This is a genomic window from Xylocopilactobacillus apis (assembly GCF_033095965.1).
In the GTDB taxonomy this organism is placed as follows: Bacteria; Bacillota; Bacilli; order Lactobacillales; family Lactobacillaceae; genus Xylocopilactobacillus; species Xylocopilactobacillus apis.
On sequence record NZ_AP026801.1, the window covers coordinates 291,069 to 315,505 of the forward strand.

Here is a 24,437-nt window from a genome sequence, read left to right on the forward strand (position 1 = left end):
AAATACCAGGATTTTTTAAATCTTAAACAAAAATCAAAAGTTAATATTCTTGTTTTTGTCTGATTTATTTCATGAAAAGTTCATAAATTTTCGATATATTAAAAACGTAGAAGAAATCATCCTCCCAAACATTGATTTCTCGATCAAAAAATTATAAATCCTCCCTTAAGAATTTATCTAAACGTTGCCTTGAGCAGCGTTTTTTTCTTGACGGCGCAATTTAAGTTGGTTAATCTATTATAGTATGCGGGATTAGTGTAATGGATCGCACGTAGGATTCCGATTCCTGAAATCTGGGTTCGACTCCCAGGTCCCGCATTATAAATTGAGCAAAGTAAATTTGCTCTTTTTTGTTTTCAAAAATATTCATGTTTTATGATTTTAAAAAGGAATTATTCACGGAGTTTAAGACTTTTAAAAGAATAAAACGCTTATAAAATTTCATTATTTTGTATATTTCTATTGTAAAAGAAAGATTCTTAACGTAAAATTCAAGCAATACCATAGGGAGGTAAAGTCTTGAAAAAAGGGTCGAGAAAAATTACGAGTTTATTAAGTTCACTATTGCTCTTAATAACGCCATTAATTCAATTAGAAGAAACATTTGCTTCAACTCAATCCGTTGAATACAAAACCGATAATCGTGAATCCATTGAGGATAATTTGCGATCCGCTTCTAATGCGGCTAAATCGCAAGCGACTAAGAAATATTATCAAGCAGTTAAAGATCAGTTAAGTGCTCGGGGCGTGGATACGAGCAAATTAAATTTTGATCAGATGCAAAATAAGACTGTGAAAATTATTGTTGAGTTAGCTGCTAATCCGGCGGTTAAACAAAATATCACACCGACGGGTTCCAAAAAATCGATTCAAAGAATCGATCAGGCTTCAAATAAAGTTATTGATAATCAGGCATCAATTCAAAAACAAGTTGAATCAATAACCGGAAACAAAGTTAGAAGAACTTACGGATACTTAATTAATGGTTTTTCAATTTCAGCAAAACCTGCTCAGATCGCTCAGATTAAGAAAGTTGCGGGAGTTAAGAATGTAACGGTTGCTAAAGTTTATCATCCGGCAGACTCTTCAGCTAATGAATTAGCTAATGTTCAAAAAGTTTGGTCGGCTAATCATTTAAAAGGTGAGGGAATGGTCGTTGCGGTTCTTGATACTGGAATTGATCCCAATCATAAAGATTTACGTTTAACAGACCCAAGCAAAGAAAAAATTACTCCCGCTCAAGGTAATAGTTTTGCTCAAACGTTAGGTTATGGGAAGTCTTGTAATGACAAAGTTCCTTTTGCTTATAATTACGCTGATGGAACCAGTGAAACAATTTTAGATACCGGAACGACAATGCACGGAATGCACGTGGCAGGTATTGTGGCAGCTAACGGCTCAGGGGATGATCCTAAGACGTCAGTTCAAGGAGTTGCCCCAGAAGCCCAATTATTAGATATGAAAGTTTTTAGTAATACTTCTGAAGGTGCAACTGATGACGATATCATTAGTGCTATTGAAGATTCTGTCAAAATCGGAGCAGATGTTATCAACATGTCTTTAGGTTCCACTTCTGGAGATGTTAACCCAAAAGATCCTGAACAAATGGCATTATCAAATGCTGCTAAACAGGGGGTTATTCCCGTTATTTCTGCAGGTAATTCAGGCCTTTCTAATTCTGCAAAAGGTGATAATGTTCCTTTTTATCAGACTGAAGATACAAGCACTGTTGGGGCACCAGGAGTTACTCCAGAAGCAATTACCGTCGCTTCTTCTGAAAACAGTTCAAGAGTAACTAATGTTACTTCAATTACTGATCCGGCAGGGAAGAAACTTTTAGATAAAGATATTGCCGGTCAATTGTCCAACAAGACTAGTTTTGAAACAGCGTCAGGTCATGCCTTTTATCTCGCAAAAAATGGTAAAGATGGATTACCTGGGATTGGAAAACCAGCTGACTTCGACGAATCTGTAAAAGGTAAAATTGCGGTTGTTGCTAGAGGACAATTAGCGTTTACTGAAAAGCAGGATAATGCTAAAAAAGCAGGGGCAGTGGGAATTGTCATTGTTGATAACAATCCTAATAATGCTAATCAAGGATTTTCTTGGCACGAAGATTTTCCATCGTTAGGAGTTACAACTGAAGATGGTAAAGAGTTGATTAAAGCCATCCAAGCAGCACCTGATACGATCTACACAATCACTGTTAGTGAACAACAGGTACCAAATTCAGACAGCGGCCGGATGTCTTCATTCACGTCTTTTGGACCAACTAGTGATCTTTCATTTAAACCTGATATCACAGCCCCAGGAGGACAAATCTGGTCACTTGCCAATGATAATAAATATCAAAACATGAGTGGAACTTCAATGGCGAGTCCTTTTATTGCCGGATCGACTGCAATTTTAGTTGAAAGCTTGAAAAAAGAAGGAATCAATCTAAGTAAAGATCAATTGACTAAATTTGCAAAAATCAGTTTGATGAATACAGCAAAACCAATGATGGATCTTGATAATAAGAACAATGTCATTTCGCCTCGTGAACAAGGATCAGGCTTAATTCAACTTGATAAGGCAGTAGATAATCGAGTTACTGCGACCACTCCAAGCGGCGAAGGATCATTTGCTTTAAAAGAAATTGGTCAAAATGCTGAAATGGTAGTTACATTAACCAATAGAAGTAATGAGGATGTTAAATACACGTTTAATAATCATGGCGGTCCATGGACTGGTAACGATGAAGTAAATAAAAATACTTCAGAAGTTCCAATTAGCGGCGGATCATTAACAACGGATGAAAATTCCGTTACTGTTCCAGCTAACGGGAAAAAAGATGTTACGGTTCATTTAAGCCTTCCGATGAGTTTTGCCCAACAAAAATTTGTTGAAGGGTATATTGGTTTCGATAGCGATAAAGCACCCAATTTGGTAATCCCTTATCTTGGATTCCACGGTAAGTGGGGACAAGGGAAAGTTATTGATGCACCATCTTGGGAAAAAGGTTCAGTTTTCGGTGGCGGCTACTTTAAAGATGGTGATGACAATATTTTAGGAACTGATTTAGCCGGTGATGATCGCGAGAATCAGAAAGAAGCACCAGATTTTAGTTCAGATCCTGATAAATTATTAAGCTACATCAAACCTGATACCGTTGCAATTTCGCCAAATAACGACGGGCATCAAGATTATGCGTACCCAACATTTTATTTGTATCGAAATGCCCATAATTCTCAAGCACAAATTATTAATTCAACTGGTTCCGTAATTAAGACAGTTTATAAAGATACAAGCGTTAAAAAGTCATTTTATGATGCGGAACATTCCTCATTTACTACAGCAACAGATGGTCCTAATTTAATTTGGGATGGCACGCACTGGAATGCGGCTAAAGGTAAAGATGTGCCCGTTGTTGACGGCGTTTATAAATATCGCTTTAGTGCAATTCCTAATGCTGCAGATGCTAAGGCTCAAACTCAAGACCTTACAATTAGAGTTGATACGGTTAAGCCAAAGTTAACGAACATTAAGTTAATTAAACGAAGCGACGGGATGTATCTTAGTGCTAATTTGAGCGATAACAACAGCGGCATTCAAAATATGGGAATTTTAAATGTAACAATTAATGGAGTATCCCATAACTATAATTTATATAACGACAAAGGGGATCCCGTTTCGATCCATCCTTATGTAACTAAATTAGTGAATGCTCAAAGTTCCAGTTTAACGCCTGGTAAAAATCAAATTGAAGTAGGTGTTTTAGATAACGCTGCTAATTATGGATACACTAAGTCTTTAACGACGGTTCCCGGCAAGGCAGCAAAAGGATTGGCACTTTATAATCTGCAGGATAAGAAACGAATTTCTACAGTTACACCATATGTTAATACCAGCAACAGTACTTTTAGAGTGAATGGTTCTTACATCAGAAATGTTTATGTTAATGGTCGATTAGGTAAACTTGACCGTAAAGGAATTTTTTCAGTTAATGTTCCGATTCCAGCAAATGGAGTCTTTAAATTCTCCACGGATGCAAAGGGTAAAAAGCTCATTCGGACTGTTAGAACAGTAATTGCGATGAAATTAGGGACAATATCAGTTAATGATGCAAACCGCACTGTTAACACTGATAAGAAAGATTATGAGCTAAGCGGTTCTGTTGGTCCAACGGTCAAAAAAGTAACAATTAAAGGTTCTAAAACGAAAGTTCTTAACGTTGAGGACTTTGCAAAAGATCGAACCTTTAAGGCAAGTTTTGATCTGAAGTATGGAAGTAATAAATTTACAGTAACTGCTACTGATGTTGATGGTAATATCTCTAAACCAGTTAGCGTTACTGTCAATACAACCTACGATGATGACCCGAAGAATCAAGTTTTCTTTGATGACGGAGATCTAGATATTGCTGCAACTAAGGTTATTACAACTAAAACTAAAGGCTTTGATTCTAGAACAGGAATGTTTACGATCTCAGGAAAACTTAAGAAACCAGTTGGAACATTTAAGATAGCTGGAGACAATGTTTCGTATGATCCGCAAACATTGAAATTTAGTAAAACAGTTCAGCTGCCTACTAATGGATATAAATCAATCTGGATTTATGTAGCTGATGAACAAGGTAAAGCTTTAGTTGATGGATCCGTTCATTTTGCAGTTGATACTAACTTGCCGACATTAACTTTTAAAGATAGTGCCGGATGGCAGCAGGATAATAAAGGCGATTATCACTTCTCCACACTGAAAAAGCCTTTTGTTTTAACAGGAAGTGCGAGCGATAACTTTAGTGGTTTTGGAGTTCTTGTAAACAATAATGTTTTGGAAGTGACGCCACAAAATGGTGTGTTCTCAGTTCAAACAGGATTTTCAGTCGATTTCTCAACGACTTTAAATTTGATTAAGGGGCTAAATAAATTCAATGTATCTGTTGTTGATGCAACAGGAAATATAGTTTCTCATAATCTGTATATAACTTATCGAGGAATTTAATGAAATAAAGATTAAGTGCTGGTAGTAAATATCGGCACTTTTTTGATTCAATTTATCTTGGAGCGTTTTAGATAATTTTTTGAAATTCTTGATGATAGATTTTGTTCTAATTGTAAATTTAATTTATTTGAAATATAGTAATGATTGAGTGAAATATGAGTTCAAAAATAAAAATCATATGAACTATCCTTAAAAGTTTAAAACTAATTGAATTTTATAATTTATTTATTTAGAAATGCTTATTTCATTGGATTTTCTAAGTATTCCCCGCGGATGCGGGGGTGATCCCACCACCAATTAAAATTGCTCCTATAACTTTAAGTATTCCCCGCGGATGCGGGGGTGATCCCGAAATTTATTCTGGAAGCAATAGCAATTATGTGTATTCCCCGCGGATGCGGGGGTGATCCCTGCAGCCTGAACAGCTTTGTTGATACTGTTTGGTATTCCCCGCGGATGCGGGGGTGATCCTTTAATGTTTTGCTACGATACAAAAAAATTAAGGTATTCCCCGCACTCGGGGTGGTGGTGGTGATCCTAAATAATTTTTCGTTGTATTTTTTTCCATCCCGTATTCCCCGCACTCGCGGGGGTGATCCTCTAGCACAAGAATTTATAAGAGATCGCTTACTGTATTGGGGGAGCTCTTAAACAGTTGGGGCGAACTTTTAGACTATATTTTAAAGGACATGGAAGAGCGTAAAATTATTGTTGCTGTAAATGATTGATTAGGTCGACCAAGAAGAATAGGATTGTTGTTGGCGTGAGTGGTGGGGGTAGATTTTTCTGTCTCTGCTCTGTTGCTAAACGAGCATGGTTATGATGTCATTGGCTTCTTCATGAAAAATTGGGACGATACTGATGATGAGGGCGGTTGTACTGCAACTGAATACTATGAAGATGTTAAACGGGTTGCCGATCAGATTGGCATTCCGTGCTTTCGATCAACTTTGAGAAGTAATATTGGCATTTAGTTTTAGAGAATTTCTTAAACGAATATAAAAAATGCATCACAATCGTTAGTTTTGTCTAACAATTATGAGGCACTTCAAACGTATACTCTTTTATTAATAATTATTAAGATTAGAAAAACCCAACTAGACAACCCACTGTTACAATTATGACCATAATAATGATAACTTTAGTTGCGGTCATTTGTTTGCTGGAAACAAGCCACCAGCCTAAAATAACCATTGCTAATGGTAGCAGATTAGGAAAAATACCGTCAAGAACAGTCTGCAGAGCTTGTGATTTACCACCCAAAGGAATTTTAGCTGTTGTGTTTAAGACGATTGTATTTGCTGCTAAAGCTCCAACGACCATAACGCCTAGGATATTAAAGGCATCAGTAATTCGTTTTGAGTTTTCCCCAACAATTGTATCAAGTGCGCCAACTCCAAGTTTATAGCCACTGTGAAAGGCAATATAGGAAATAGTTGGTCCGATAATGCCATAGGCAATAATATAGAATAAAGGTCCGACAGGGCTGCCGCCTTTAGCTAAACTCATGGCAATTGAGAGCAAAATAGGGACAATAATTCCTTGAATAATTGAGTCTCCAATTCCCGCTAAGGGTCCCATCAATGTGGCTTTAATGTTGATTGGCATTTCTTCTGAAACATCGTTTCCTAGAGCAATTTGCTCTTCTAAAGATGCCACGATACCATTAATTATTTGACCAGTTTGAGGTTCAGTATTATAGAACATTGAATGTCGTTCGAGCAGACGTCTCTTTTTATCCGGATCATTGCTATAGTATTTGCGCGCAAATGGTAGATAGGAGTATGCCCAGGCATGTCCTTGTAGCTTTTCATAACTCATTGAGCTTAAATGGGTAAAACCCCAACGGTACCATATTTGATTGAGATCTCGTTTGGATAATAATTTTTGTGTTTCGTTAGTGTTTTCCTTTATAGTCATTTTAGTAGGCCTCCTAAGTTAAAATAGATCTTCATCTTCATATTTATCGTCAGTATCAATTACATCTTCAGAATTGTTGATAGAAGTTGCAGAGGTCGCACTATTTTTGCTAGTTGACATGTAGTAAAGGTAGGCAACAAGAGCAGAAATGAAGACGATGGCAATCATGCTTAATTTGGCAAAAGCAAGTAGAACGAAGCCAGCGAAGAAAAAGATAAAGTGTGACTTGTTTTTAATGACGATACTCATTAGCATTGCAATACCCAAAGCGGGTAATACACCGCCTAGAACTTGGATAATGTGTGTCACAATTTTTGGAATACTATTGATAAGCCAATTAACAAGTCCCTTGCCAAAATAAATTGCTAAAAAGACAGGCACCGCACGCAAAAGGAAGGTGGTGATTTGCGGATATACTAAATGATTTAATATGATACCGCGGTCATCATTGTTGTGAGCAGCATTCTCTGCGCGAGTGTTCCAAAAAGAATACAGTGCCATTCTACCGTTATAGAAAATTAATCCAAAAGTCTGTCCGATTAAAATTGCCAATGTAACTGCAATTGCCGGATTTTTGGTGGTTGCCATGGCAAGACCGATACCACCGTATGCAGCGTATGTAATTTCACTATTAGTTGCACCACCAGTTGATAAGTTGGCGATAAAGACTGCTTGAACAGCAAGACCACACAAAATTCCATTTTTGATATCGCCAAAAGCAAGACCAACAAGGAGGCCGGCGACTAATGGACGTCCGACTATATAGAAACCACCACTCATCCCAAACAACCATGGTGATTCAATTGCACCTAGATAACAAAATATTCCTGTTAATAGGGCAGGGAAAAATAAATTATTCATTTTTAATACCTCCTAAAATCACTAAGACATGGAATCGTATTTTTTCTTCATTGTTGACCAAGACTTAATATCGTCGTCGGGTAGAAGCTGAAATTGAATGTCAATGCCATTTTTGGCAATGGTTTCAAATGCGTTGTAATCGTCTTGATCTAGCGCAACTGTTCGCCCTAAGACTTTGGTTCCGGGCCTAGTATTCATTGGACCAACGTTTAAAACTTTTCCAAAATCAACTCCATTACTGACCAGTTGAGCAAAGGTTTTAGGTGAATCACTAATTAAGAAGAATCTTTTTTTTGAAGTAATTCCCTTTTCGATTTTTTCCCCAGCTTCGGCAACAGTGTAGATGCCAACTTTTAGGTCGTTGGCAGCTGCCTTTAAGACTTTGCGTCGTAGCATATCATGAGCGATATTGTCTCCTACTACTAAAATGCCGTCAACTGGACGGGCTTTGGTCCACCTGGTCATTGTTTGTCCGTGAATTACCCGGTCGTCAACTCTTACTACTGATATAGTCATCTTTAACACTCCTTTTATAAATAATTAAAATTCAATCTCGTCATTGTCATCTGATTCATCCTGAGCCTGAGTAATTCCATCAGTTCCCGCCATTAAAGCTATTTTTGCGGCCTTTTCTAAGGTTGTTGTTGTGTCTAACTGTGGAATTAATTCTAGAAGCATGGGTAAATTTACCCCACTAATTACGCGCACCTTTTTTTTATGAGCCAAATAGTATTTGAAGGATTCATTATAAGGTGTTCCACCTTTAAGATCTGTCAAAATTAAAACCGGAACATTTTCATTGTCTAATAATTTTTTTAGTCGCTTATGGTACGAACTAATCCCATTACTATCAAGTTCCAATGCAGATATTTGATCGGATTTACCGGCTATGAATTCAAAACCAGAAACTAGTCCTTGAGCTAAATGTCCGTGTGAAGTCAATAATACTTTCATTGCCACTCCCCTCTTATTTGTAATTACATATTAATCTAGCAATATAATTATATGCAACCGTTTCCAGCAAGTCAATAAGTATTTTTTGATTTAAATGCATTGTTGACAACATAACCGTTTATTATTAAAATCAATTTATGTAATTACAAAAGGAGATAGAAACTATGAAATATACCATTGATGATTTTGCCCGGCTGATTGACCACACCAACCTACATGCTGATGCTACTACGGCTGATATGAAAAAACTTTGTAGTGAAGCTAAAAAATACCACTTCAAGATGGTAGCAATTAACCAGGTACAGTCCCAGTTTTGTGCTGAACAATTAAAGGGTACGGATATTGATACGGGTGCGGCTATTAGTTTTCCTTTGGGTCAGACTAGTATTGTCTGCAAACTAACAGAGACAAAGGATGCCTTGAAAAATGGTGCAAATGAGATTGATTACGTTGTCAACCTAACGCAGGTGCGAGCACATAATTGGGCGTACGTTGAAGATGAAATGCGTCAAATGGTGGAATTGTGTCATAGTCATCACGTGCTCTGCAAAGTGATTTTTGAGAATTGTTACTTGACCAAGGTTGAAATCAAACAGCTGGCACTGTTGGCTAAGAAGGTCGAACCAGATTTTATTAAGACTTCAACCGGTTTTGGTACTTCAGGTGCTAAGGTTGAAGACGTTCGACTGATGAAGGAAACAGTCGGCCCGACTGTGAAGGTCAAGGCCGCGGGCGGCATCCGCAACACGGACGACTTCTTGGCTATGATTGAAGCTGGTGCTGAACGTATAGGTACCAGTGCTGGCGTTAAAATTATTACAGTACTCAAAAAGCGGTTTGAGGAAGACGATATTACTGCAATTGAAATTTAATTAAAAAGGTTGGTTAACACCAATTATTATTTGTTTTTTCATCGAAAAAGCCAGTGCTTGCAAATGTGATTTTGCTTTACACTGGTTTTTTGCATGGTATAGTAATACATAATGTTCTCTTGAAAAGTAGTGGGAGGGTCAAAGTGCCAGAAAAAGCTGAACCTAAATACCAAGTAATTGCTGCTGACCTTTTACATAAAATTCAGACTGGAGTATATCCGCAAAATACGTTAATTCCGCCAGAGCTTGAATTAGCAACACAGTTTCAAGTGAGCCGCCCAACTGTACGGCAGGCAATTGCCACCTTGGTCAACGAGGGTTACCTGGAGCGTCGACGTAAGAGGGGAACCCTTGTCAAGAAGACAAAAATCGAACAGGAATTCACGCACCTGATTGAGAGCTACAGTACGGAAATGAGTGCTAAGGGCATTTATCCCAAGACCAACTTGCTGTATTTTGCCGAGGAGAAAGCTACAAGTGAAGTTACTCAAAATTTGCACGTTGATCCTGGAGCTGTGGTGTTTAAACTGGTGCGCTTGCGCTATGCTGACGGTCAGCCAGTCGTCTTAGTCACAACTTATGTGCCTAAAGAACGGATACCGGAATTGGTCAACTATGACTTTGCTAAGGATTCATTATATAGTACGCTAGAAAAGCATCAGCTTAAGGTAACTCGGGTAATTAGAAAGTTGGAAGTTGTGGAAGCTAGCGAGACAACGGCTAACTTATTGAATATTGCTGTCAATAAGCCGGTTTTTTACTTTCATACTCAAGGCTTAACTGGTGATGGGCGCCCGATTGAATTTTCGATTGCCGAATACCGCGGCGATATTAATTCTTTTGTGATTGACGTCCAACAGTGACTGTAAAAAAGCTATAGATACAAAAAACCTCTTTTTGGTCAAATACTTTGTCTTAGTAGACAGGCTTGTACCGTAAAGCGCGGCTTTTTAGTTTACTTTGACTATTTAATTCGGATCGGGCCTACTTCCGCTTTAGCTGATAGCATAACTGGACTTGTAGGGTTTTTACTAAAGTTATGGCCTACCCTCTTGCCGTGGTATGAGATTGATCCAATTTCATCGGTCAAGTCGTAGCCAACTTTTGGTGTTTCAGTCATAGAAAGGGAGGCGCTTTCTAGGGTAATGTAGTTGTTTCTGAGCAGTTTGTTGTTATTAATTTTGGCCGCTTGCAAGAACAATTAGGACTATTTTAACGATCCTTTTCATAATTAAATTACTTTGCGTTAGTCTATGGTGATGTTACTGTCACTGCAGTTAACTTTTAATGTAGAGACATTCCTAGTTCCTTGGCGGAAAGAGCCTTCGTAGTCGTGTCCTTACACTTTAATTTCATCGTCAGCAGCGGTCAGGTATCAAGCTAGTCTTTGCTTAGAAGTCGTGTCGAAGTCACCTTTGACAACTTAAGAGGTGGGAACTGTTAATGGTGGTATTGCTTTTTTCTAGTGTTAACGTGTCGGTAGCTAGGGTGGAATTATTGATTGTAGCATCGCCTTCGCTGATATCAAGTGCGTTATTCCCCGCACTCGCGGGGGTGATCTTTAAATTTTTTTAATTTTTGTTATGATTAACATAGGGTATTTTATGGTGCCCGAGCTAAAACGTTGACTCCGTTCTAGCTTTCTTAACTTTACAATTGACTTCTCCTTTCTGTATAGGAGAAGTTTTTTGTATAAAAATCCTTTGCGGGCTTAGTTATAAGGTTAAGTTTTATTTTGTTTGCTACTGTATTCCCCGCACATGCGGGGCTGATTTTTTACTATATTGAATTAAGAATTCCAAATAATAACCCACTGAGCTGGTTTATTTTTTATAATATAATATTATTGATTATTGATAAATTTAATTAAGCTGGTTATTAACAGTCTATCTTCGGATAGTTTTATTGTGCAATAATCTAACGAATATTTCTTTTGTTTCAAGTTACTAGTCAGATTTTAGTCAGACGACCGTATTTTATTTCAAAAATAGTTGTTTTATGGAACGTCTGCGATTTTCTTCCATATATAAAGTGAAAAAATGGAACTAATTTATTTGTATATTAAGTTTTAATGGTGAAACTTAGGAATATGCACGAAAGAGGAATAGTTTGATGATCGCCACGATTAACTAATTTTTGAACTAAAAAATTTCTTGGAGAGTTTAGGTTAGACAGTGTGGATCGGGATGGACTAACATTCATGATGTCATCTGTAGTTGATGGGAAGTCTGAACTGGTTGAATATTTCAACGTTTATGCGAACCCAGCTTCAAGTAATCACAGGGCATCTGCACATAATGAATTGGAGACATAAAATGGTTAATTCTAAAGAAGAGTTTATCGAAATGCTGAAGAACTTATTAATTAATTTTCAAAATCATCCAGAGCAATGGAAGAATCGAGATATTTCCAGTTTCTTGAAGCCATGTCTTCGTGGGTTGAGGATATGGATGGATATTATCTGAATACTACTCAAGCAGTGCCGAAAAATATCAATTGGTCAGTCTTGTCAGATATAATTCAGGCGACTAAGGTTTATGAATGATTATCAATATGAACGATCTTATCAAAGCTGAAGGATTAGACGATCCCTTAACGCTTTTTGCGGAGTATGAAACATTCGAAGAAATTCCCGTTTTCTCAAGGTTCAGTCATATTTCATTTCTCAGCTCACTTTCGTTCAATGAAAAGAACAAGGTTTTACTAAAAACGTGCTTGGATTTAGCAGAAAAATGTAATTCTAGCATTAAGCCTGACCATTTTATTTGTGTCAGTATTACTGATTGGGATAACTATGAGGAGATAAATTGTCTCACCCCCAACTTGTTTGTCTCACAAAGGAAAGATTGGCTGCTGTCTAAGTTGAAGCTTAAAAGTACTCAAACCGTTGAAGAAAATCTGGTGCGGGAGTATTTAAATTCATTAGATCGTCTCGAGTACGACGTCTATACGGCAATTGATTTTAAGAAATATAAGCGGATTTATGTTGTTAAAAAGGAAGCATAACAGATACGAAGTAGTTATAATTGACTACCAAAATCTTGAATGATATGATGAAAGCACTTTGGAGGTAAATATTATGACCCAGGCAACTTCGGTTAGATTCGATGATCGAATCAATGATTTGTTAAATGTTTATACGGAATCTCATTCAATCAGTAAATCTGAATTCATTCAGGCTGCGGTGCAGGAAAAATTAGAAGATTGGCTTGATATTGAAAAGGCAGATTTAGCTTTTAAGGCTTGGCTGGATGATGATAAGAGAACTTTAAGCTGGGATGATACGCTTAAAGAATTAAATTTAGAAAATGAGTAAATATTCGGTTAGAACGACCGCATATTTTCGAAAATCTTTAAAAAAATTATCTCCCGATGTCCAGAAGACGATCGCAAAGTTTATAAAAAAGCATCTGATTGATGTTGATTTTCCCGATACTCCAGGGAAAAAATTGGTAGGAAATTTATCGGGTTATGTGCGATTTAGGATTGGATCTTACCGCTTGATAACAGTAATTAACGATGATCAATTGATAATAACAACTGTTTATGTAGGTAAACGATCAGATGTTTACAACGTAAATATGAAAAAAATTCGTTGATTTATCAGCTAATTTTTTCTATCATATTTCATTCTCAGCTCACTTTTGTTCAATGAAAAGAACAAGGTTTTACTCAAAACGTGCTTGGATTTAATTGAAAAATGTAATTCCAGCATTAATCCTGATGTGTAAGGGGATAACTATGAGGAGATAAATTGTCTCACTAAGGTTGATGAATAAAAGTTTAGATTAGAAGCAGTAGATTTCCTTAATTTGAGGACAATTAAGATGACGAGGTTGAATTAAATATATTTCTTGCCATTACAATTTTTTGAATTATTATGTGTCTAGACAAATATGTCGAGACGCATAATAAGAATGTTAATTAATGAAAGAAAAAGTTTTAATAACTGGCGCTTCTTCTGGAATAGGAAAAGCTTTTGCAGAACACTATGCACAAGAGGGGAGGGATCTTTTATTAGTAGCTAGATCAAAAGAAAGACTAACAAAAGTTAGCAAAGACCTTCATCACAAATTTAATGTTAAGGTTGAAATAATAAGTTCTGATTTATCGGTTTTAGAAAGTGGATCAAAAATTTATGAATATGTTTGTGAACAAGGAATATTTATAGATATAATAATTAATTGCGCCGGTTTTGGCCTTAATGGAACTGTCAATGAGATTGATTATAATAATCAACATGATGAGGTAATGTTAAATGTTGTTTCAGTATTTGATCTTACAAAGAAATTTTTGAAACCGATGATAGCTAGAAATAAAGGAACAATTATAAACGTGGCCTCAAGCTCAGCCTATCATCCAATACCTACAATGGCAGTATATGCGGCTAGTAAGGCTTTTGTTCTTTCGTTTACTGAAGCACTTGCTGTGGAATGTCAAAATAGTGGAGTTAAGGTAATAGCAATAAGTCCCGGAGCCACGGATACAAACTTTTTTTCTACTGGTGGAGGAGTAGCAGTTGGAAACTTAAGAACTCCTAGTCATGTAGTAGACGTAACAATGAAAGCATTAAGTAAAAATAAGATTTCGCAGATTGATGGGATTAATAATTATTTCACAAGTGCTATCTTACCCAGAATTTTGCCAAGAAAAGCTATGGTAAATATGGTTTATCGAATTATGAAAAAACAAGCAAATTTGAAAGGATAATTTATTTGTGCAGAGTATTGAAGAATTAAGATATTTGATTAAGGCAGCAGATAAAGAGGGAGAGATGCAATATGCTAGAATGTTAGCTTCGTTAGATATTACGCCCAGTCAGAATGAGGTGCTAAAAATTCTTTCAATTAAAGATGGTCTTTCAATTTCTGAGATTGGTGAACTGCTAATCTGTGGGTCAGATAATCCTAGTAGATTGGTTGAAAGACTTATGCATAAGGAACTTGTTGAAAAAAAGAAAAATACTTTTGATTCAAGGGTTATTAATATCTACATTACAGAGATGGGTAAGAAGATGTTGACAAAAACTAATATAATCGAGACAAAATTTAACAATTTAATTCAAGAGACGTTGGAAAATAAAATTTCTGTTGAGAACTTTATAGAAGTACTAAGATTGCAAGTTAAGAATACGAAAACCCTTTCCAAAATAGATCAAAGAAATGCTTTGATATAATTTATTCAAGTTAAAGTAAAGAAGCACAATAAATGGAAATGAAATTACAACTAAACATGGAGATGCACAATGTAGGTGAATTTTTGTTTGACGGATGTGAAGCAATTTACTATACGGGCAATTACATTTTAGATTATGAAATTTTTAATGCTCTTTATAATATTTCTGTTGGTATTGAAAGAATGCAAAAAATAATTTTATTACTCGATGATAGCAAAATTCAGGATGATCAAAGAAAGTTTTTAAATAGTCATAATGTAGAAATGCTAAGGTCAATTATATCTAAAATTTATAATTTGAATTTTAACAAAGAAGAAAACGAGCTTTTAAACTTGCTAAGAGATTTTTATAAAAATGGTAGATATAATTATTTGGATAAAGAGTATGAAGGTTTTAATTGGTCAGTAAATAGACTAAATGTATATTTTGAAAAAATTAATAAACCTCAATTAAATCGAATTCACACACAGTATCACTTTTTATCAAAATCTAAGGAAAGCATTATGAGAACTTTATCTACTGTAATTTTAAAATATATAAAATTACTTAAAGATATTTCTGATAACCAAGGCATATTTATAGTTGAAACGGAATCAACTAGAAAGCTGTCTGTTTTCGTGTATTGCCCCCAAAAATCATCAATCTTTGATTATTTTAGAATGGTTGATATAGCTAAAAATGAATTATATTATTTTTTATGGCATCGATCGATAAGTAAAAAAATGTTGCCGCCTTTTTCCCCAATAAATTTTGACGTTGCTTTAATTCCGGATTTTTTATCAGAGACGACACTAACGAAAGTAAAATGGGATCTGATTGGTGAAGTTGAAAGTTACTACTGCGACTTCTACGAAGATAACGAAGATGAGATAGAAAAAAGAAAAAACTATATGTTTAGTTTTTGGGATATTATTTCTCAATATTTAGACGGGTTTTTACAATGAACAAATAATCATTAGCTAAGATTATATCTGGCAAAAGACAAATCTTGTCTAAGACTCATACAAAAGTAGAAAAAGGAGTGACGTAAATTGGATAATACTTCTTTAGCAAGATTTATTACCTCGTTGGGGAGTTTAAACGGGTACGGGAGTACAGTTTTGCAAACAAAAAAGGCTTTAGATGCAAAGTCAACAGAGCCATTGACGCAAAATAGTGAAGATCCTGTCATTTTTTCCGATGCCTTGAAAGGAATCGAAGCCATTAAAGAAGTGGGCTTTTCTTCCGAGGGAATTATTGCAATCAATAAGCAATTTGACTCACTTTCAATCGAACAGCCTAATTGGCCCGGACATTTGAGAAATGCCATGTACAATGAAGACGATCGCATCGCAATCATTGTTGACGAAAAAAGTCAGCTAAAATATTTTCCTAAAGAAGTTATTACTCGCAATGATCTTGATGAAATTGTAAATCAATATCGTCATTCTGCTCAGGAGGAATTTGATGCCTGGACGGTGTTCGCTAAATTATCAAAACTACAAGCATTTCAAGATGGCAATAAACGAACAGCATTAATTGCAGCAAATAGTGCATATGGAACCTTCGAATCGGGAAATTATTTAGTTCTTCCGTTTAATGATTTAGATCGTGCTGAATTTACTATTAACTTGATGCGTTATTATATCGCTAATGACGAAGCGAGCGAACAGAGTGCCTTTAATAAGATGATGAACACGTTACCCTCAACTGAAGAAAGAATTCGTGAGTTACACAAACCGATTAAAGAAGAAACTTTAACCGATGCCAAAACCATCAGGCTTAAACCTCAAATCCGTTCGAAACATAACGATTGAATTTATTAACCGAGTGCGATATCTGGCAAAAGACAAATCTCAATTGACGAGTTGAAAATCCATCAATGATTTGCTGAATCAACTTTTAGTTTTTAAAATTTATCTAAATCAAGACCTGACCAATTGTTTGGGAGAAATATAGGAGCCCCATTTTGTCAAACAGAAACGTGAAATTTAAAGAAATTGATGTTTTTACAAAAGTTCCATACAAAGGAAATCCAGTTGCAGTAGTGATGGACGGCGATAAGTTATCGAGCAGTCAAATGCAGCAAATCGCTAATTGGATTCACCTCTCAGAGACAACTTTTGTTTGTTCTCCAAGCAATTCTGAAGCTGATTATCGCTTAAGGATTTTTACTCCTAACAATGAATTGCCTTTTGCTGGTCACCCAACGATTGGCTCGGCTCATGCCATATTAGAAAGTGGTCTTCGCCCGCAGCACGAAGATTATGTGGTTCAAGAATGCGGCAGCGGTCTTGTGAAAATCTATCAAAAAGGCGAACAATTGTTTCTGACGCTACCCGAGCCTGTCAAGAATGACATCAGTTCTTCTCAGGTTAAACAACTTGCCGAAGCTCTTGGCATCAACGAGACAGAGATCGAAATTGCTGAACAAATTAATGTTGGCGCTGTTTGGGATACAGTAAAACTTCCAAGCGCCAAACCGGTCACAGATATATTGCCAAATATGAATATGTTATCTAAAATAATTGCAGCTGGCGTTACAGGTCTGACCGTTTTTGGCCCAACTGAAGATAATTTCAGTGATTTTGAGGTCCGCTCTTTTGCACCTAATGAAGGCGTTGATGAAGATCCAGTCTGTGGCAGTGGCAATGGGAGTGTTGCTGTTTTAATTAAAGAACATCACCTGATCAATAAAAATAGTTACCTTGCAACTCAAGGAAAATGTCTTGGACGTGATGGACGAGTTGAAGTTAAGTTTACCGAGGATGACCAAATTCTATTAGGCGGCAATGCTGTTAGTTGTATTGAAGGGAACTTGGTTTTGCCAGGGTAGTGAAAAACATATGATCGAATTTGTTCATTTAAAAAATCTCCCGTCTTTTGATAATAAATATGTGTTTGCCGAATGCTTTTTTCAATTTGGAGATGCTGTTGTTGGAGACCCGGATGTTAGAGTGCTGGCAGATAGTCTGAAGTTATCCTTTGACGATACTATTCTAAGAGTAAATCATCATGATAACATTTTTTGTAATGCGGAAAATCTAGTCAATCAACTATCTATTCTGTCTGAGAACGTATTGAAAAATACAGTTCTTCCCACGTGCATTGAATCTTTTGACGGAGATATCGGCTTTTTCATTTATTACAACAACCAAGAATTTTTAGTTGTAAAAACTTGGGGAACAGAGGATTTTATGTTCATCCAAATGAGTAAGGCAGACTATCTTAAGCAATTAGAACAGGCTGTAAAGGAATTATAAAAATATGACCGGGATCCTATACGGCTTTTATACAACTAAACCTATTGAGTTAGTTTTCGAATTGTTGAAAGCTGAGGCTCAAAATATCAATTATCATTTCGAATATAATCATTTCCAAGATGAAAAAAGTTTGCTCTTTTACAAAAGTCAGGAGATGTTGGACTATCATTTAAATAATGGCTACAATTTGGACCTCGAAGGTGAAGGTTGTTTTTGTGTCGAAGCGAAGCGTGTTAATCTTCACGGAATTGCTTCGCTTTTTGAGTTTGAAGGCAAATCAGATTTTGAACCTTACGATATTAACTTAAGTTTTGATAACATCTTTTATTATGTTTTAGTTGTTCCAGACATAATTGAGAATTCCGATTTTTGTCTTAAGATTCACGACATGATAAAAAGGGTTTTGGCATTGAATTAAAAGTAATCTGATTTAACCAATTTTGATAAAAAAATAAAACGGAAAAGGAGTCAAATGAGTAAAGAAATTAGTTCTGAGACAAGCTCTGAAATGAATTCAGAATTTGTTTTAAATAGAGAAGAAGTGATAGGAAAGATTTGCGAAAGATCTCAGCAAGGAATGTTGGGTTTATTTCTAGGATCAGGTTTTTCAAAAGCTGTTGTTGGTGATAGAGCCTTATCATGGGCTGAATTGCTGAAACAGTCTGTAGAACGTTTAAATAGATCATGTGACAAACTGGATATTAAACTAGATCTTGAGGACGATTTGCTGAATTCCGGTTTAACTTATCCACTTGTTGCGAGCAGGATCAATAAAGCTGCAAACAAAGCTCTTAATGAAGCAAATGAAATAATTCAGCAGAGTAACAAACAAAAGAATCAGCAAGATGAAGATTATGTGAGGGCTAGTGATTTTCAATTTAAAGAAATAATAGCTAACGTTGTTTCTGTATATCCCAAAAATAATGAAGAGAAGAAATGGAAAGACGTACTTATTAAGACGGATTGTTCATGGATACTTACTACTAACTATGATCATATTGCAGAATGTTTACTGAATGGTCGAGCATTGTCGATTTATCCGAATAATATTTTTTCACAACCGAAAGGACTTGTTCCAGTTTTTCATTTACATGGTAGTATTTGGAATCCTGAAAGCATAGTTATTACTAACGAGGATTATGCTAAAATGTTACGCCCAGGAGACTATCGACAAACAAGGTTACCATTTTTATTAAAGGAATACACAATCCTCATGGTTGGTTACGACTTGGGAGACCTCAATGTTCTTTCTGCTGTTGACTGGAATCGCACTGTTAAGGTTGATTCTTCTGTTGGTTATGAACAGGATGTTTACTTTATCCGTTATAAAGGTGAGGACGAAAAAGTAGTTGATAATCCTTATAAAGATCCTGAAACGGGAATAACCATAATTGAAACTAATGACGTACATTCTATTTTTTCAGAAATAGTTAATCAGAATCATCTTTTAAAGAAAAAGTATTCGAAAAGCGAATCAGACGTAAAGAAATTAACACAAAAATTTGTAGAGGCTGAAAACTCACCTGATAAAGAATATTCAGATTCATCTATAGAGGTTGTAAAGGATGATGCAAAAAAAGTACTAGAATTAGCTCCATTATATCCGTATTTGCTTTCAAACTTTCTCATATATATAAAGGCAGTAATTGATAATATTTACAAGCAAGCACGTAAACCCAATGCTTTTGATAAATACGACATTGAAATACAAATGATTTTAATGTTAATGAACGTGGTTGAAGAAATGCAGATGCCCGACACGTATGTATCTCTGCTTTGCACAGCTCTTAATAATGTGGCAGAATTTTTTGGAGATCATTCTGAATTGGGAAAGGCATGGAAAGCTACGGATACATGGAATAATGGAAAAAGAGGGATCCCTGATAAGCTTAAAGAACGCATGAAGAAATATTGTGACAATAGTTCCAATAAGCTCCTTTATGCACGTAAAGTATTGGAATGAGATGATTATTTTAGTGGTATTACACTTGAAAATATTGGCGTTTTTTTCGTGGGTCCAATTTTATTCTTTATTGCGTATAACACTATCTGGAGATTTGGTCTTCGACGATATGACAGTTTCGGATAGACATTGAGAGCGCGTAGGTGCAAAAAATGAATTACATAATATCAACAATAAGAAACACTTACAATATGCTTGACTATCTTCACGATATATCAGCGAATTTTTCGTTGTTTAATGAAGGTATTAGCCTCGAAGGTCTTGATTTTACCCTAAAATATCAAGCCAAGAATAAATCCAGTTTTAAGACAATCGAGAAATTCCACTTGTTATCCACTACTGGACCTGATTTGGTTAGTCGTGATCTTAGGGTAGTTCTTGAACAAACTGTACCAACCGAAGTTGAATTTTTTGATGCCGAAATTTGTTATGAAAATGAAATTCTAAGTGGTTTCAGTGTGATAAATTCGATCAAAAAGATAGATTGTTGCGATATGGATAAGAGCGAATACGAGTTGACTAATTTTGATCCGCACAATCCAGTCTATATGTTCTTATATACAGTAATATTAGATAATATACCTGATGGTTTTAATATTGTTAGATGCAATGAACAGTCAAATCTAATTGTGATCAGCGAAAATAAAATCTGTGATTTTGAATTATGGCTTGAAGGTAATTGAATTCTGTCAGGCGCTTGATTTGACCTATAAAGGTCGGACAGTTTGCGAACGACGCTAACAATACGCTGGAAAACTTTATTTCTGCAATGAATAAATGGGTCAAAGATAATCTGTGAAAAAAGAATATAAACGTGAATTGCTTTATCGAAGAGGGCAAGTTAAGATTCATCAAGATCGCTATTTCAATAAAATTCAGACCTTTACAAATGAAGCTGTCAAGATTGATAGATTTCTTAGTTTAGAAGACACCGACTTGATCATCGAAAAGATTAAGCATAAGCCAATCTTGGCAAATGTTGAAGAAAATACTTCTGATTACAAAGAAGTTGCGAATTTTATCCGAACAAAGGTAAATAGTCAGCCTTATTATTTGTTAATTGATGAAGAATGGAAGTATTTCGGCGCTTATCGGGTCCTAAATGATCTTTCGGATAAATACAATTTTGATGAATTGGTTTCTGACGAAATTAGAATTATTCCCGATGATTTATCTTTTCACATTCAAATAGATTATGATTTCGACGAAATAACATATGAGTACAAGGAATGGAACAAATAGACAAAAGAGAATTGGAAAATCAGATTTATTCGTTTATGAAAGAAATGAATATCTGGGAAGTGGAAACTGAACAAAAGTATAGTGAAGTTGGCATCGAAGATTATGGGGTTGAAGCTGGAAAAAAATTAAAAAGCATTTACGATGCATATTTAACAGTCAAGGATCGACATCTTGGGCGGCTGCCAATCCCCAATGCTGGATTTCCGCCAGAATATGATCTGAACTGTGAAAAAATTACAAATGTGACCGTCCTCTCTTCCAAAAAAGTCAAGGTTGAGACGATCTGGACTCATCCAGTAGTTGAAGAAAGCAAGATTAAATATCGATACATAATGATTAATTCTAACGGTAAATGGTTGCTTGACTCTAAAAAAATGTATTCCAGTGTAACCCAGAAATGGAAGGGGATCACTTTTTAGAATTAATCTAGATTGAGATGGAGTATAAAATGAACACCCAGGATGTGAAACAGTTAAAATCTTCTGATTTGTACGAAGCTATTTTGTCAGAAATTAGAAAAATTGTACCAATAAAAATGTGTGAAGATGATCAGGAATATGAGTATCTCGACTTGAATTTTGCGCTAGAAAAAATAAATAAAGCTAATTTAACAATCCAAGAGATCGAAGATTTTATGACGACGCAAAAGGAAAACCTCATTAGTTATTCTGTTAATAAGATTAATAATTATGTAGAATTGGGAGACGAATACCCAGAAGGCGAGGAGCCAGACCCGGATGATGATTATGAAGATGAAGAGATAAATCTAGGATATTCGAAATTTTTTGTGTTAACAAATACACTCGAATATATTATGGCTCAAAAAGGAAAAACCGAACTTGTAAAATATCTGAAAAGGGTAGGCATACCGTATGCAGCAAAGTATGCCAAACAGATAATTACTGATTTTGTACCGGATTCTGATTAAAAATATCGAGGTAAAAATGTTAGAAATTCAAGCGTTTGAAAAGTTATTAGAAGTACTAAAACAGCACAAAGATTTCCGGTTTTTGGCAAATGACGAAAACTATGTGGATGAATCATATTTACATAATAATGATGGTCTAATTCAGTTTTATCGAAAGTTTGACTTACAACAAGTCACGATAGAAACAGGAGTTTCTCTAATATCGTTTATCGATTATTCAAGTTTAAAAGAACGAAACGCAGAGTATCATTTTCAAACTTAAATGAAAATGAATGTATCGTCTTCTTGGAACAGTCGGGCGGCGGAGAATCAATTTTGTTCAATTTTGCAGATAATACTGCTGTTTATGCAGCATATGATGTGTTAGATCCGTTTAAAATCGCAGATAATTTCATTCAGTTTATCGAAGCTCTAACCGCGCTTGCAGATATTGTATACAACGAATATAACATTTACGAAGTATATACAAATGATGATTGTGATGAAATAAAACCAGAATTTCTACCCAAAATGAATAGTAAACTTGCTCCGATCTTAGGGGATAATACCGCTAATTTTATGAACTATTTTTATGGTTAGCATGAATATTGATGAAAAGAAAACATATTATTTAGGTAAATTTGATACTGGTGAAATCTACACTGAATTTCTAGATGAAATTGCAATAAGACAAATTAATGTGATAAATGGCAAATACTTTTTGTCTTCCTCTTTAGAAGATTGGAATGAAGAATTTGGTTATCTGCTCTATGACGGTAAAAAAAGCGATTTAGATTTATCTGAATCCGTAAGTATTAATGAGGAAAACTTTGAAAAGATTTGGTTCAAACACATTTCAAATGCTGATGTTGAGTCATTTATAAAATATGAAATAGGAGATGCTTCTGCTCCTAAACACAGTTCTTCATTGATTATTCATATTGTAAACAATCGTGGAAAATGGGGTAAGGGTTTTGTTTTGGCGCTTTCAGGAAAATTTCCTGATGTAAAAACACAATATTTAAAATGGAGTTCCCAAAAAGACTTTAACTTAGGGGAAGTTCAGTTCATTAACGCTGATAAAAATAATGGAATATATGTTGCCAATATGCTCGCCCAAGATGGAATAAGAAAAGATTACAATGATAAAACTATATATGTTTCATACGAGAAATTAGATGAGTGCTTGATAAAAGTGGCGGATTTTGCTTTAAAAAATAGATTAACGATTCAAATGCCTAAAATTGGACAAGGCTTAGGTGGTGGAGATTGGAGTGTAATACTTCAAATAATAAAAAAACGCTTGGCTTATAAAAGGATTCATTGCAAAATTTTTACGATCAACTAGAAAGGAATGGCGTTGGTGAGGCAATTTAAGTTTAGAGATTGGGGCACAAAACCTCGAACAATGCTTCGATTTATTAAACCTGGCGATATTTTCAGCTTTCAGATTGAAGATAACTTATTTGGGTTCGGTCAGATAATTGCCGATTCAATGATGGGTCACAGTGCTGAAATATTCGATTATTTTAATTCCTCACCTGAGATCTCAAAAGACAATATTATTGGTGCCAAAAGATTAATCTCGCCGATAATTTTGGATTCTTACACTTTGTTTGATAATAAATTAGAAGGTGATTGGCGGATTATCGGTCACGAGGAAAATTATAAGCCTAAAGATGTTGATGGATTTTTCTTTAAATATGGAGATCCGATATCGAAAAAAGTCGATCTTTTGGGAAGTGTTACTTCTACTAATGCTAAAGAAGCAGAGAAGTATCCCTACTACACATCTCAATCCGATCATGATATCAAAAATTTGATTCAGTTACAGAGTTTAGAAAATGGAACAAACAATTAAATTGGATGACAAAAAGTTAAAACAAGATATTAGTTTTATTGTTAAATCATCTGGCTTCCAAAAGAAGCGGGCATCATGGAGCAAAACTTGTAAGGTTATTACAATAATTATTGCGTTACAAAAACAATTCTTTACTTTTGAAATTGGAATATGTGTTGATAAGCATTTAGAAATTGATGATTTAAAATATTTAGGTTAAATGAATTGCCTGACCTCTCTGAGGAGCAACTGATGAATATAAATAAGGCACTTAATTTAGAGGAGTATGGTGAAATACTATATTCAACGTTCATTACCCTTCTAAATGAAAAATATATGAAACAAATAGATAAATTTTTCACCATATCTTATTTAAGACATTTGTATAACGATGGTTTTTTTAAAGATAAAATGATAAACAATTACTCTCTGAAAGTGCTATCTAATCAAAATAAATGATTAAGCAGCCAAACGTGA

General features: G+C 35.3%; 27 protein-coding genes, 1 tRNA gene and 2 pseudogenes. 26 read left to right on the top strand and 4 right to left on the bottom strand.

Features of this window, described 5'->3' with window-relative positions:
- Positions 1–246: 246 nt before the first annotated feature.
- From R8749_RS01240 to R8749_RS01250, 3 genes and pseudogenes are all read left to right on the top strand, one after another.
- A tRNA-Arg gene (locus R8749_RS01240) sits at positions 247–318 on the top strand.
- Between the two features lie 201 nt (positions 319–519).
- Complete coding sequence (locus R8749_RS01245) at positions 520–4,983, top strand: S8 family serine peptidase (RefSeq protein WP_317697200.1); 4,464 nt, start codon at positions 520–522, stop codon at positions 4,981–4,983.
- Between the two features lie 727 nt (positions 4,984–5,710).
- Positions 5,711–5,941, top strand: a pseudogene (locus tag R8749_RS01250) (tRNA 2-thiouridine(34) synthase MnmA); the annotation flags it as partial.
- A gap of 125 nt (positions 5,942–6,066) precedes the next feature.
- Here the strand turns inward: R8749_RS01250 and R8749_RS01255 are convergent.
- The 4 genes from R8749_RS01255 to R8749_RS01270 are packed head-to-tail and all read right to left on the bottom strand — an operon-like array spanning position 6,067 to position 8,718.
- Entirely contained in the window at positions 6,067–6,903 is an 837-nt protein-coding gene (locus R8749_RS01255) for a PTS system mannose/fructose/sorbose family transporter subunit IID (RefSeq protein WP_317697201.1), read from the bottom strand.
- Between the two features lie 18 nt (positions 6,904–6,921).
- The gene (locus R8749_RS01260) at positions 6,922–7,764 is read right to left on the bottom strand and encodes a PTS mannose/fructose/sorbose/N-acetylgalactosamine transporter subunit IIC (RefSeq protein ID WP_317697203.1); all 843 of its coding nucleotides are present in this window, start codon (positions 7,762–7,764) and stop codon (positions 6,922–6,924) included.
- A gap of 21 nt (positions 7,765–7,785) precedes the next feature.
- Entirely contained in the window at positions 7,786–8,280 is a 495-nt protein-coding gene (locus tag R8749_RS01265; RefSeq protein WP_317697205.1) for a PTS sugar transporter subunit IIB, read from the bottom strand.
- Positions 8,281–8,304: 24 nt separating this feature from the next.
- Positions 8,305–8,718, bottom strand: coding sequence for a PTS sugar transporter subunit IIA (locus R8749_RS01270; protein ID WP_317697206.1), 414 nt, complete (start codon positions 8,716–8,718; stop codon positions 8,305–8,307).
- Positions 8,719–8,882: 164 nt separating this feature from the next.
- Here R8749_RS01270 and deoC point away from each other — a divergent pair, with 164 nt between their 5' ends.
- The 23 genes and pseudogenes from deoC to R8749_RS01385 all read left to right on the top strand — a co-directional run bounded on the left by deoC (position 8,883) and on the right by R8749_RS01385 (position 24,180).
- Entirely contained in the window at positions 8,883–9,590 is a 708-nt protein-coding gene (gene deoC, locus R8749_RS01275; RefSeq protein WP_317697208.1) for a deoxyribose-phosphate aldolase, read from the top strand.
- Positions 9,591–9,733: 143 nt separating this feature from the next.
- Positions 9,734–10,453, top strand: coding sequence for a GntR family transcriptional regulator (locus tag R8749_RS01280; protein WP_317697209.1), 720 nt, complete (start codon positions 9,734–9,736; stop codon positions 10,451–10,453).
- Positions 10,454–11,935: 1,482 nt separating this feature from the next.
- Positions 11,936–12,135, top strand: a pseudogene (locus R8749_RS01285) (DUF7660 family protein).
- Entirely contained in the window at positions 12,132–12,596 is a 465-nt protein-coding gene (locus R8749_RS01290; RefSeq protein WP_317697213.1) for an Imm15 family immunity protein, read from the top strand. Before R8749_RS01285 ends, R8749_RS01290 begins: the two are co-directional and overlap by 4 nt.
- Positions 12,597–12,669: 73 nt before the next feature.
- Positions 12,670–12,906 carry a type II toxin-antitoxin system RelB family antitoxin gene (gene relB / locus R8749_RS01295; protein WP_317697214.1) on the top strand — a complete coding sequence of 79 codons (237 nt, stop codon included), beginning with the start codon at positions 12,670–12,672 and terminating at the stop codon, positions 12,904–12,906.
- Complete coding sequence (locus tag R8749_RS01300) at positions 12,899–13,189, top strand: type II toxin-antitoxin system RelE family toxin (protein WP_317697216.1); 291 nt, start codon at positions 12,899–12,901, stop codon at positions 13,187–13,189. Before relB ends, R8749_RS01300 begins: the two co-directional genes overlap by 8 nt.
- Positions 13,190–13,517: 328 nt before the next feature.
- Positions 13,518–14,300 (top strand): SDR family NAD(P)-dependent oxidoreductase, encoded by a 783-nt coding sequence (locus R8749_RS01305; RefSeq protein ID WP_317697219.1) that lies wholly within the window; start codon positions 13,518–13,520, stop codon positions 14,298–14,300.
- A 7-nt stretch (positions 14,301–14,307) separates the two neighbouring features.
- Positions 14,308–14,766 (top strand): MarR family winged helix-turn-helix transcriptional regulator, encoded by a 459-nt coding sequence (locus tag R8749_RS01310; RefSeq protein WP_317697222.1) that lies wholly within the window; start codon positions 14,308–14,310, stop codon positions 14,764–14,766.
- Positions 14,767–14,798: 32 nt separating this feature from the next.
- Positions 14,799–15,710: a hypothetical protein gene (locus tag R8749_RS01315; protein ID WP_317697224.1), complete on the top strand. Its 912-nt coding sequence runs from the start codon at positions 14,799–14,801 to the stop codon at positions 15,708–15,710.
- Positions 15,711–15,797: 87 nt separating this feature from the next.
- Positions 15,798–16,562, top strand: a complete 765-nt coding sequence (locus R8749_RS01320) for a Fic family protein (protein ID WP_317697226.1) — start codon at positions 15,798–15,800, stop codon at positions 16,560–16,562.
- Between the two features lie 152 nt (positions 16,563–16,714).
- Positions 16,715–17,581 carry a PhzF family phenazine biosynthesis protein gene (locus R8749_RS01325; protein ID WP_317697228.1) on the top strand — a complete coding sequence of 289 codons (867 nt, stop codon included), beginning with the start codon at positions 16,715–16,717 and terminating at the stop codon, positions 17,579–17,581.
- Positions 17,538–18,008 carry a hypothetical protein gene (locus R8749_RS01330; RefSeq protein ID WP_317697230.1) on the top strand — a complete coding sequence of 157 codons (471 nt, stop codon included), beginning with the start codon at positions 17,538–17,540 and terminating at the stop codon, positions 18,006–18,008. Before R8749_RS01325 ends, R8749_RS01330 begins: the two co-directional genes overlap by 44 nt.
- A gap of 4 nt (positions 18,009–18,012) precedes the next feature.
- Complete coding sequence (locus tag R8749_RS01335) at positions 18,013–18,426, top strand: hypothetical protein (protein ID WP_317697232.1); 414 nt, start codon at positions 18,013–18,015, stop codon at positions 18,424–18,426.
- 54 nt (positions 18,427–18,480) lie between these two features.
- Positions 18,481–19,971 carry an SIR2 family NAD-dependent protein deacylase gene (locus tag R8749_RS01340; protein ID WP_317697234.1) on the top strand — a complete coding sequence of 497 codons (1,491 nt, stop codon included), beginning with the start codon at positions 18,481–18,483 and terminating at the stop codon, positions 19,969–19,971.
- Positions 19,972–20,123: 152 nt separating this feature from the next.
- Complete coding sequence (locus tag R8749_RS01345) at positions 20,124–20,654, top strand: hypothetical protein (protein WP_317697236.1); 531 nt, start codon at positions 20,124–20,126, stop codon at positions 20,652–20,654.
- 112 nt (positions 20,655–20,766) lie between these two features.
- Complete coding sequence (locus R8749_RS01350; RefSeq protein WP_317697238.1) at positions 20,767–21,213, top strand: hypothetical protein; 447 nt, start codon at positions 20,767–20,769, stop codon at positions 21,211–21,213.
- Positions 21,201–21,632 carry an NTF2 fold immunity protein gene (locus R8749_RS01355; protein WP_317697240.1) on the top strand — a complete coding sequence of 144 codons (432 nt, stop codon included), beginning with the start codon at positions 21,201–21,203 and terminating at the stop codon, positions 21,630–21,632. Before R8749_RS01350 ends, R8749_RS01355 begins: the two co-directional genes overlap by 13 nt.
- 29 nt (positions 21,633–21,661) lie before the next feature.
- Complete coding sequence (locus tag R8749_RS01360; protein WP_317697242.1) at positions 21,662–22,141, top strand: hypothetical protein; 480 nt, start codon at positions 21,662–21,664, stop codon at positions 22,139–22,141.
- Positions 22,142–22,157: 16 nt separating this feature from the next.
- Complete coding sequence (locus R8749_RS01365) at positions 22,158–22,403, top strand: hypothetical protein (RefSeq protein WP_317697244.1); 246 nt, start codon at positions 22,158–22,160, stop codon at positions 22,401–22,403.
- Positions 22,404–22,456: 53 nt separating this feature from the next.
- The gene (locus R8749_RS01370) at positions 22,457–22,720 is read left to right on the top strand and encodes a hypothetical protein (protein ID WP_317697247.1); all 264 of its coding nucleotides are present in this window, start codon (positions 22,457–22,459) and stop codon (positions 22,718–22,720) included.
- Between the two features lies 1 nt (position 22,721).
- Positions 22,722–23,468, top strand: a complete 747-nt coding sequence (locus R8749_RS01375; RefSeq protein WP_317697250.1) for a macro domain-containing protein — start codon at positions 22,722–22,724, stop codon at positions 23,466–23,468.
- 15 nt (positions 23,469–23,483) lie between these two features.
- Complete coding sequence (locus tag R8749_RS01380; protein WP_317697251.1) at positions 23,484–23,981, top strand: immunity 26/phosphotriesterase HocA family protein; 498 nt, start codon at positions 23,484–23,486, stop codon at positions 23,979–23,981.
- The gene (locus R8749_RS01385; RefSeq protein WP_317697253.1) at positions 23,965–24,180 is read left to right on the top strand and encodes a hypothetical protein; all 216 of its coding nucleotides are present in this window, start codon (positions 23,965–23,967) and stop codon (positions 24,178–24,180) included. Before R8749_RS01380 ends, R8749_RS01385 begins: the two co-directional genes overlap by 17 nt.
- Positions 24,181–24,437: the final 257 nt, after the last annotated feature.

Excerpts from the sequence above, each read along its gene's own strand:
- R8749_RS01255 (WP_317697201.1), bottom strand. The coding sequence starts at position 6,903 with ATGACTATAAAGGAAAACACTAACGAAACACAAAAATTATTATCCAAA.
- R8749_RS01260 (WP_317697203.1), bottom strand. The coding sequence starts at position 7,764 with ATGAATAATTTATTTTTCCCTGCCCTATTAACAGGAATATTTTGTTAT.
- R8749_RS01265 (WP_317697205.1), bottom strand. The coding sequence starts at position 8,280 with ATGACTATATCAGTAGTAAGAGTTGACGACCGGGTAATTCACGGACAA.
- R8749_RS01270 (WP_317697206.1), bottom strand. The coding sequence starts at position 8,718 with ATGAAAGTATTATTGACTTCACACGGACATTTAGCTCAAGGACTAGTT.
- deoC (WP_317697208.1), top strand. The coding sequence starts at position 8,883 with ATGAAATATACCATTGATGATTTTGCCCGGCTGATTGACCACACCAAC.
- R8749_RS01290 (WP_317697213.1), top strand. The coding sequence starts at position 12,132 with ATGATTATCAATATGAACGATCTTATCAAAGCTGAAGGATTAGACGAT.
- relB (WP_317697214.1), top strand. The coding sequence starts at position 12,670 with ATGACCCAGGCAACTTCGGTTAGATTCGATGATCGAATCAATGATTTG.
- R8749_RS01300 (WP_317697216.1), top strand. The coding sequence starts at position 12,899 with ATGAGTAAATATTCGGTTAGAACGACCGCATATTTTCGAAAATCTTTA.
- R8749_RS01305 (WP_317697219.1), top strand. The coding sequence starts at position 13,518 with ATGAAAGAAAAAGTTTTAATAACTGGCGCTTCTTCTGGAATAGGAAAA.
- R8749_RS01315 (WP_317697224.1), top strand. The coding sequence starts at position 14,799 with ATGGAAATGAAATTACAACTAAACATGGAGATGCACAATGTAGGTGAA.
- R8749_RS01330 (WP_317697230.1), top strand. The coding sequence starts at position 17,538 with ATGCTGTTAGTTGTATTGAAGGGAACTTGGTTTTGCCAGGGTAGTGAA.
- R8749_RS01335 (WP_317697232.1), top strand. The coding sequence starts at position 18,013 with ATGACCGGGATCCTATACGGCTTTTATACAACTAAACCTATTGAGTTA.
- R8749_RS01340 (WP_317697234.1), top strand. The coding sequence starts at position 18,481 with ATGAGTAAAGAAATTAGTTCTGAGACAAGCTCTGAAATGAATTCAGAA.
- R8749_RS01345 (WP_317697236.1), top strand. The coding sequence starts at position 20,124 with ATGAATTACATAATATCAACAATAAGAAACACTTACAATATGCTTGAC.
- R8749_RS01355 (WP_317697240.1), top strand. The coding sequence starts at position 21,201 with ATGGAACAAATAGACAAAAGAGAATTGGAAAATCAGATTTATTCGTTT.
- R8749_RS01360 (WP_317697242.1), top strand. The coding sequence starts at position 21,662 with ATGAACACCCAGGATGTGAAACAGTTAAAATCTTCTGATTTGTACGAA.
- R8749_RS01365 (WP_317697244.1), top strand. The coding sequence starts at position 22,158 with ATGTTAGAAATTCAAGCGTTTGAAAAGTTATTAGAAGTACTAAAACAG.
- R8749_RS01375 (WP_317697250.1), top strand. The coding sequence starts at position 22,722 with ATGAATATTGATGAAAAGAAAACATATTATTTAGGTAAATTTGATACT.
- R8749_RS01385 (WP_317697253.1), top strand. The coding sequence starts at position 23,965 with ATGGAACAAACAATTAAATTGGATGACAAAAAGTTAAAACAAGATATT.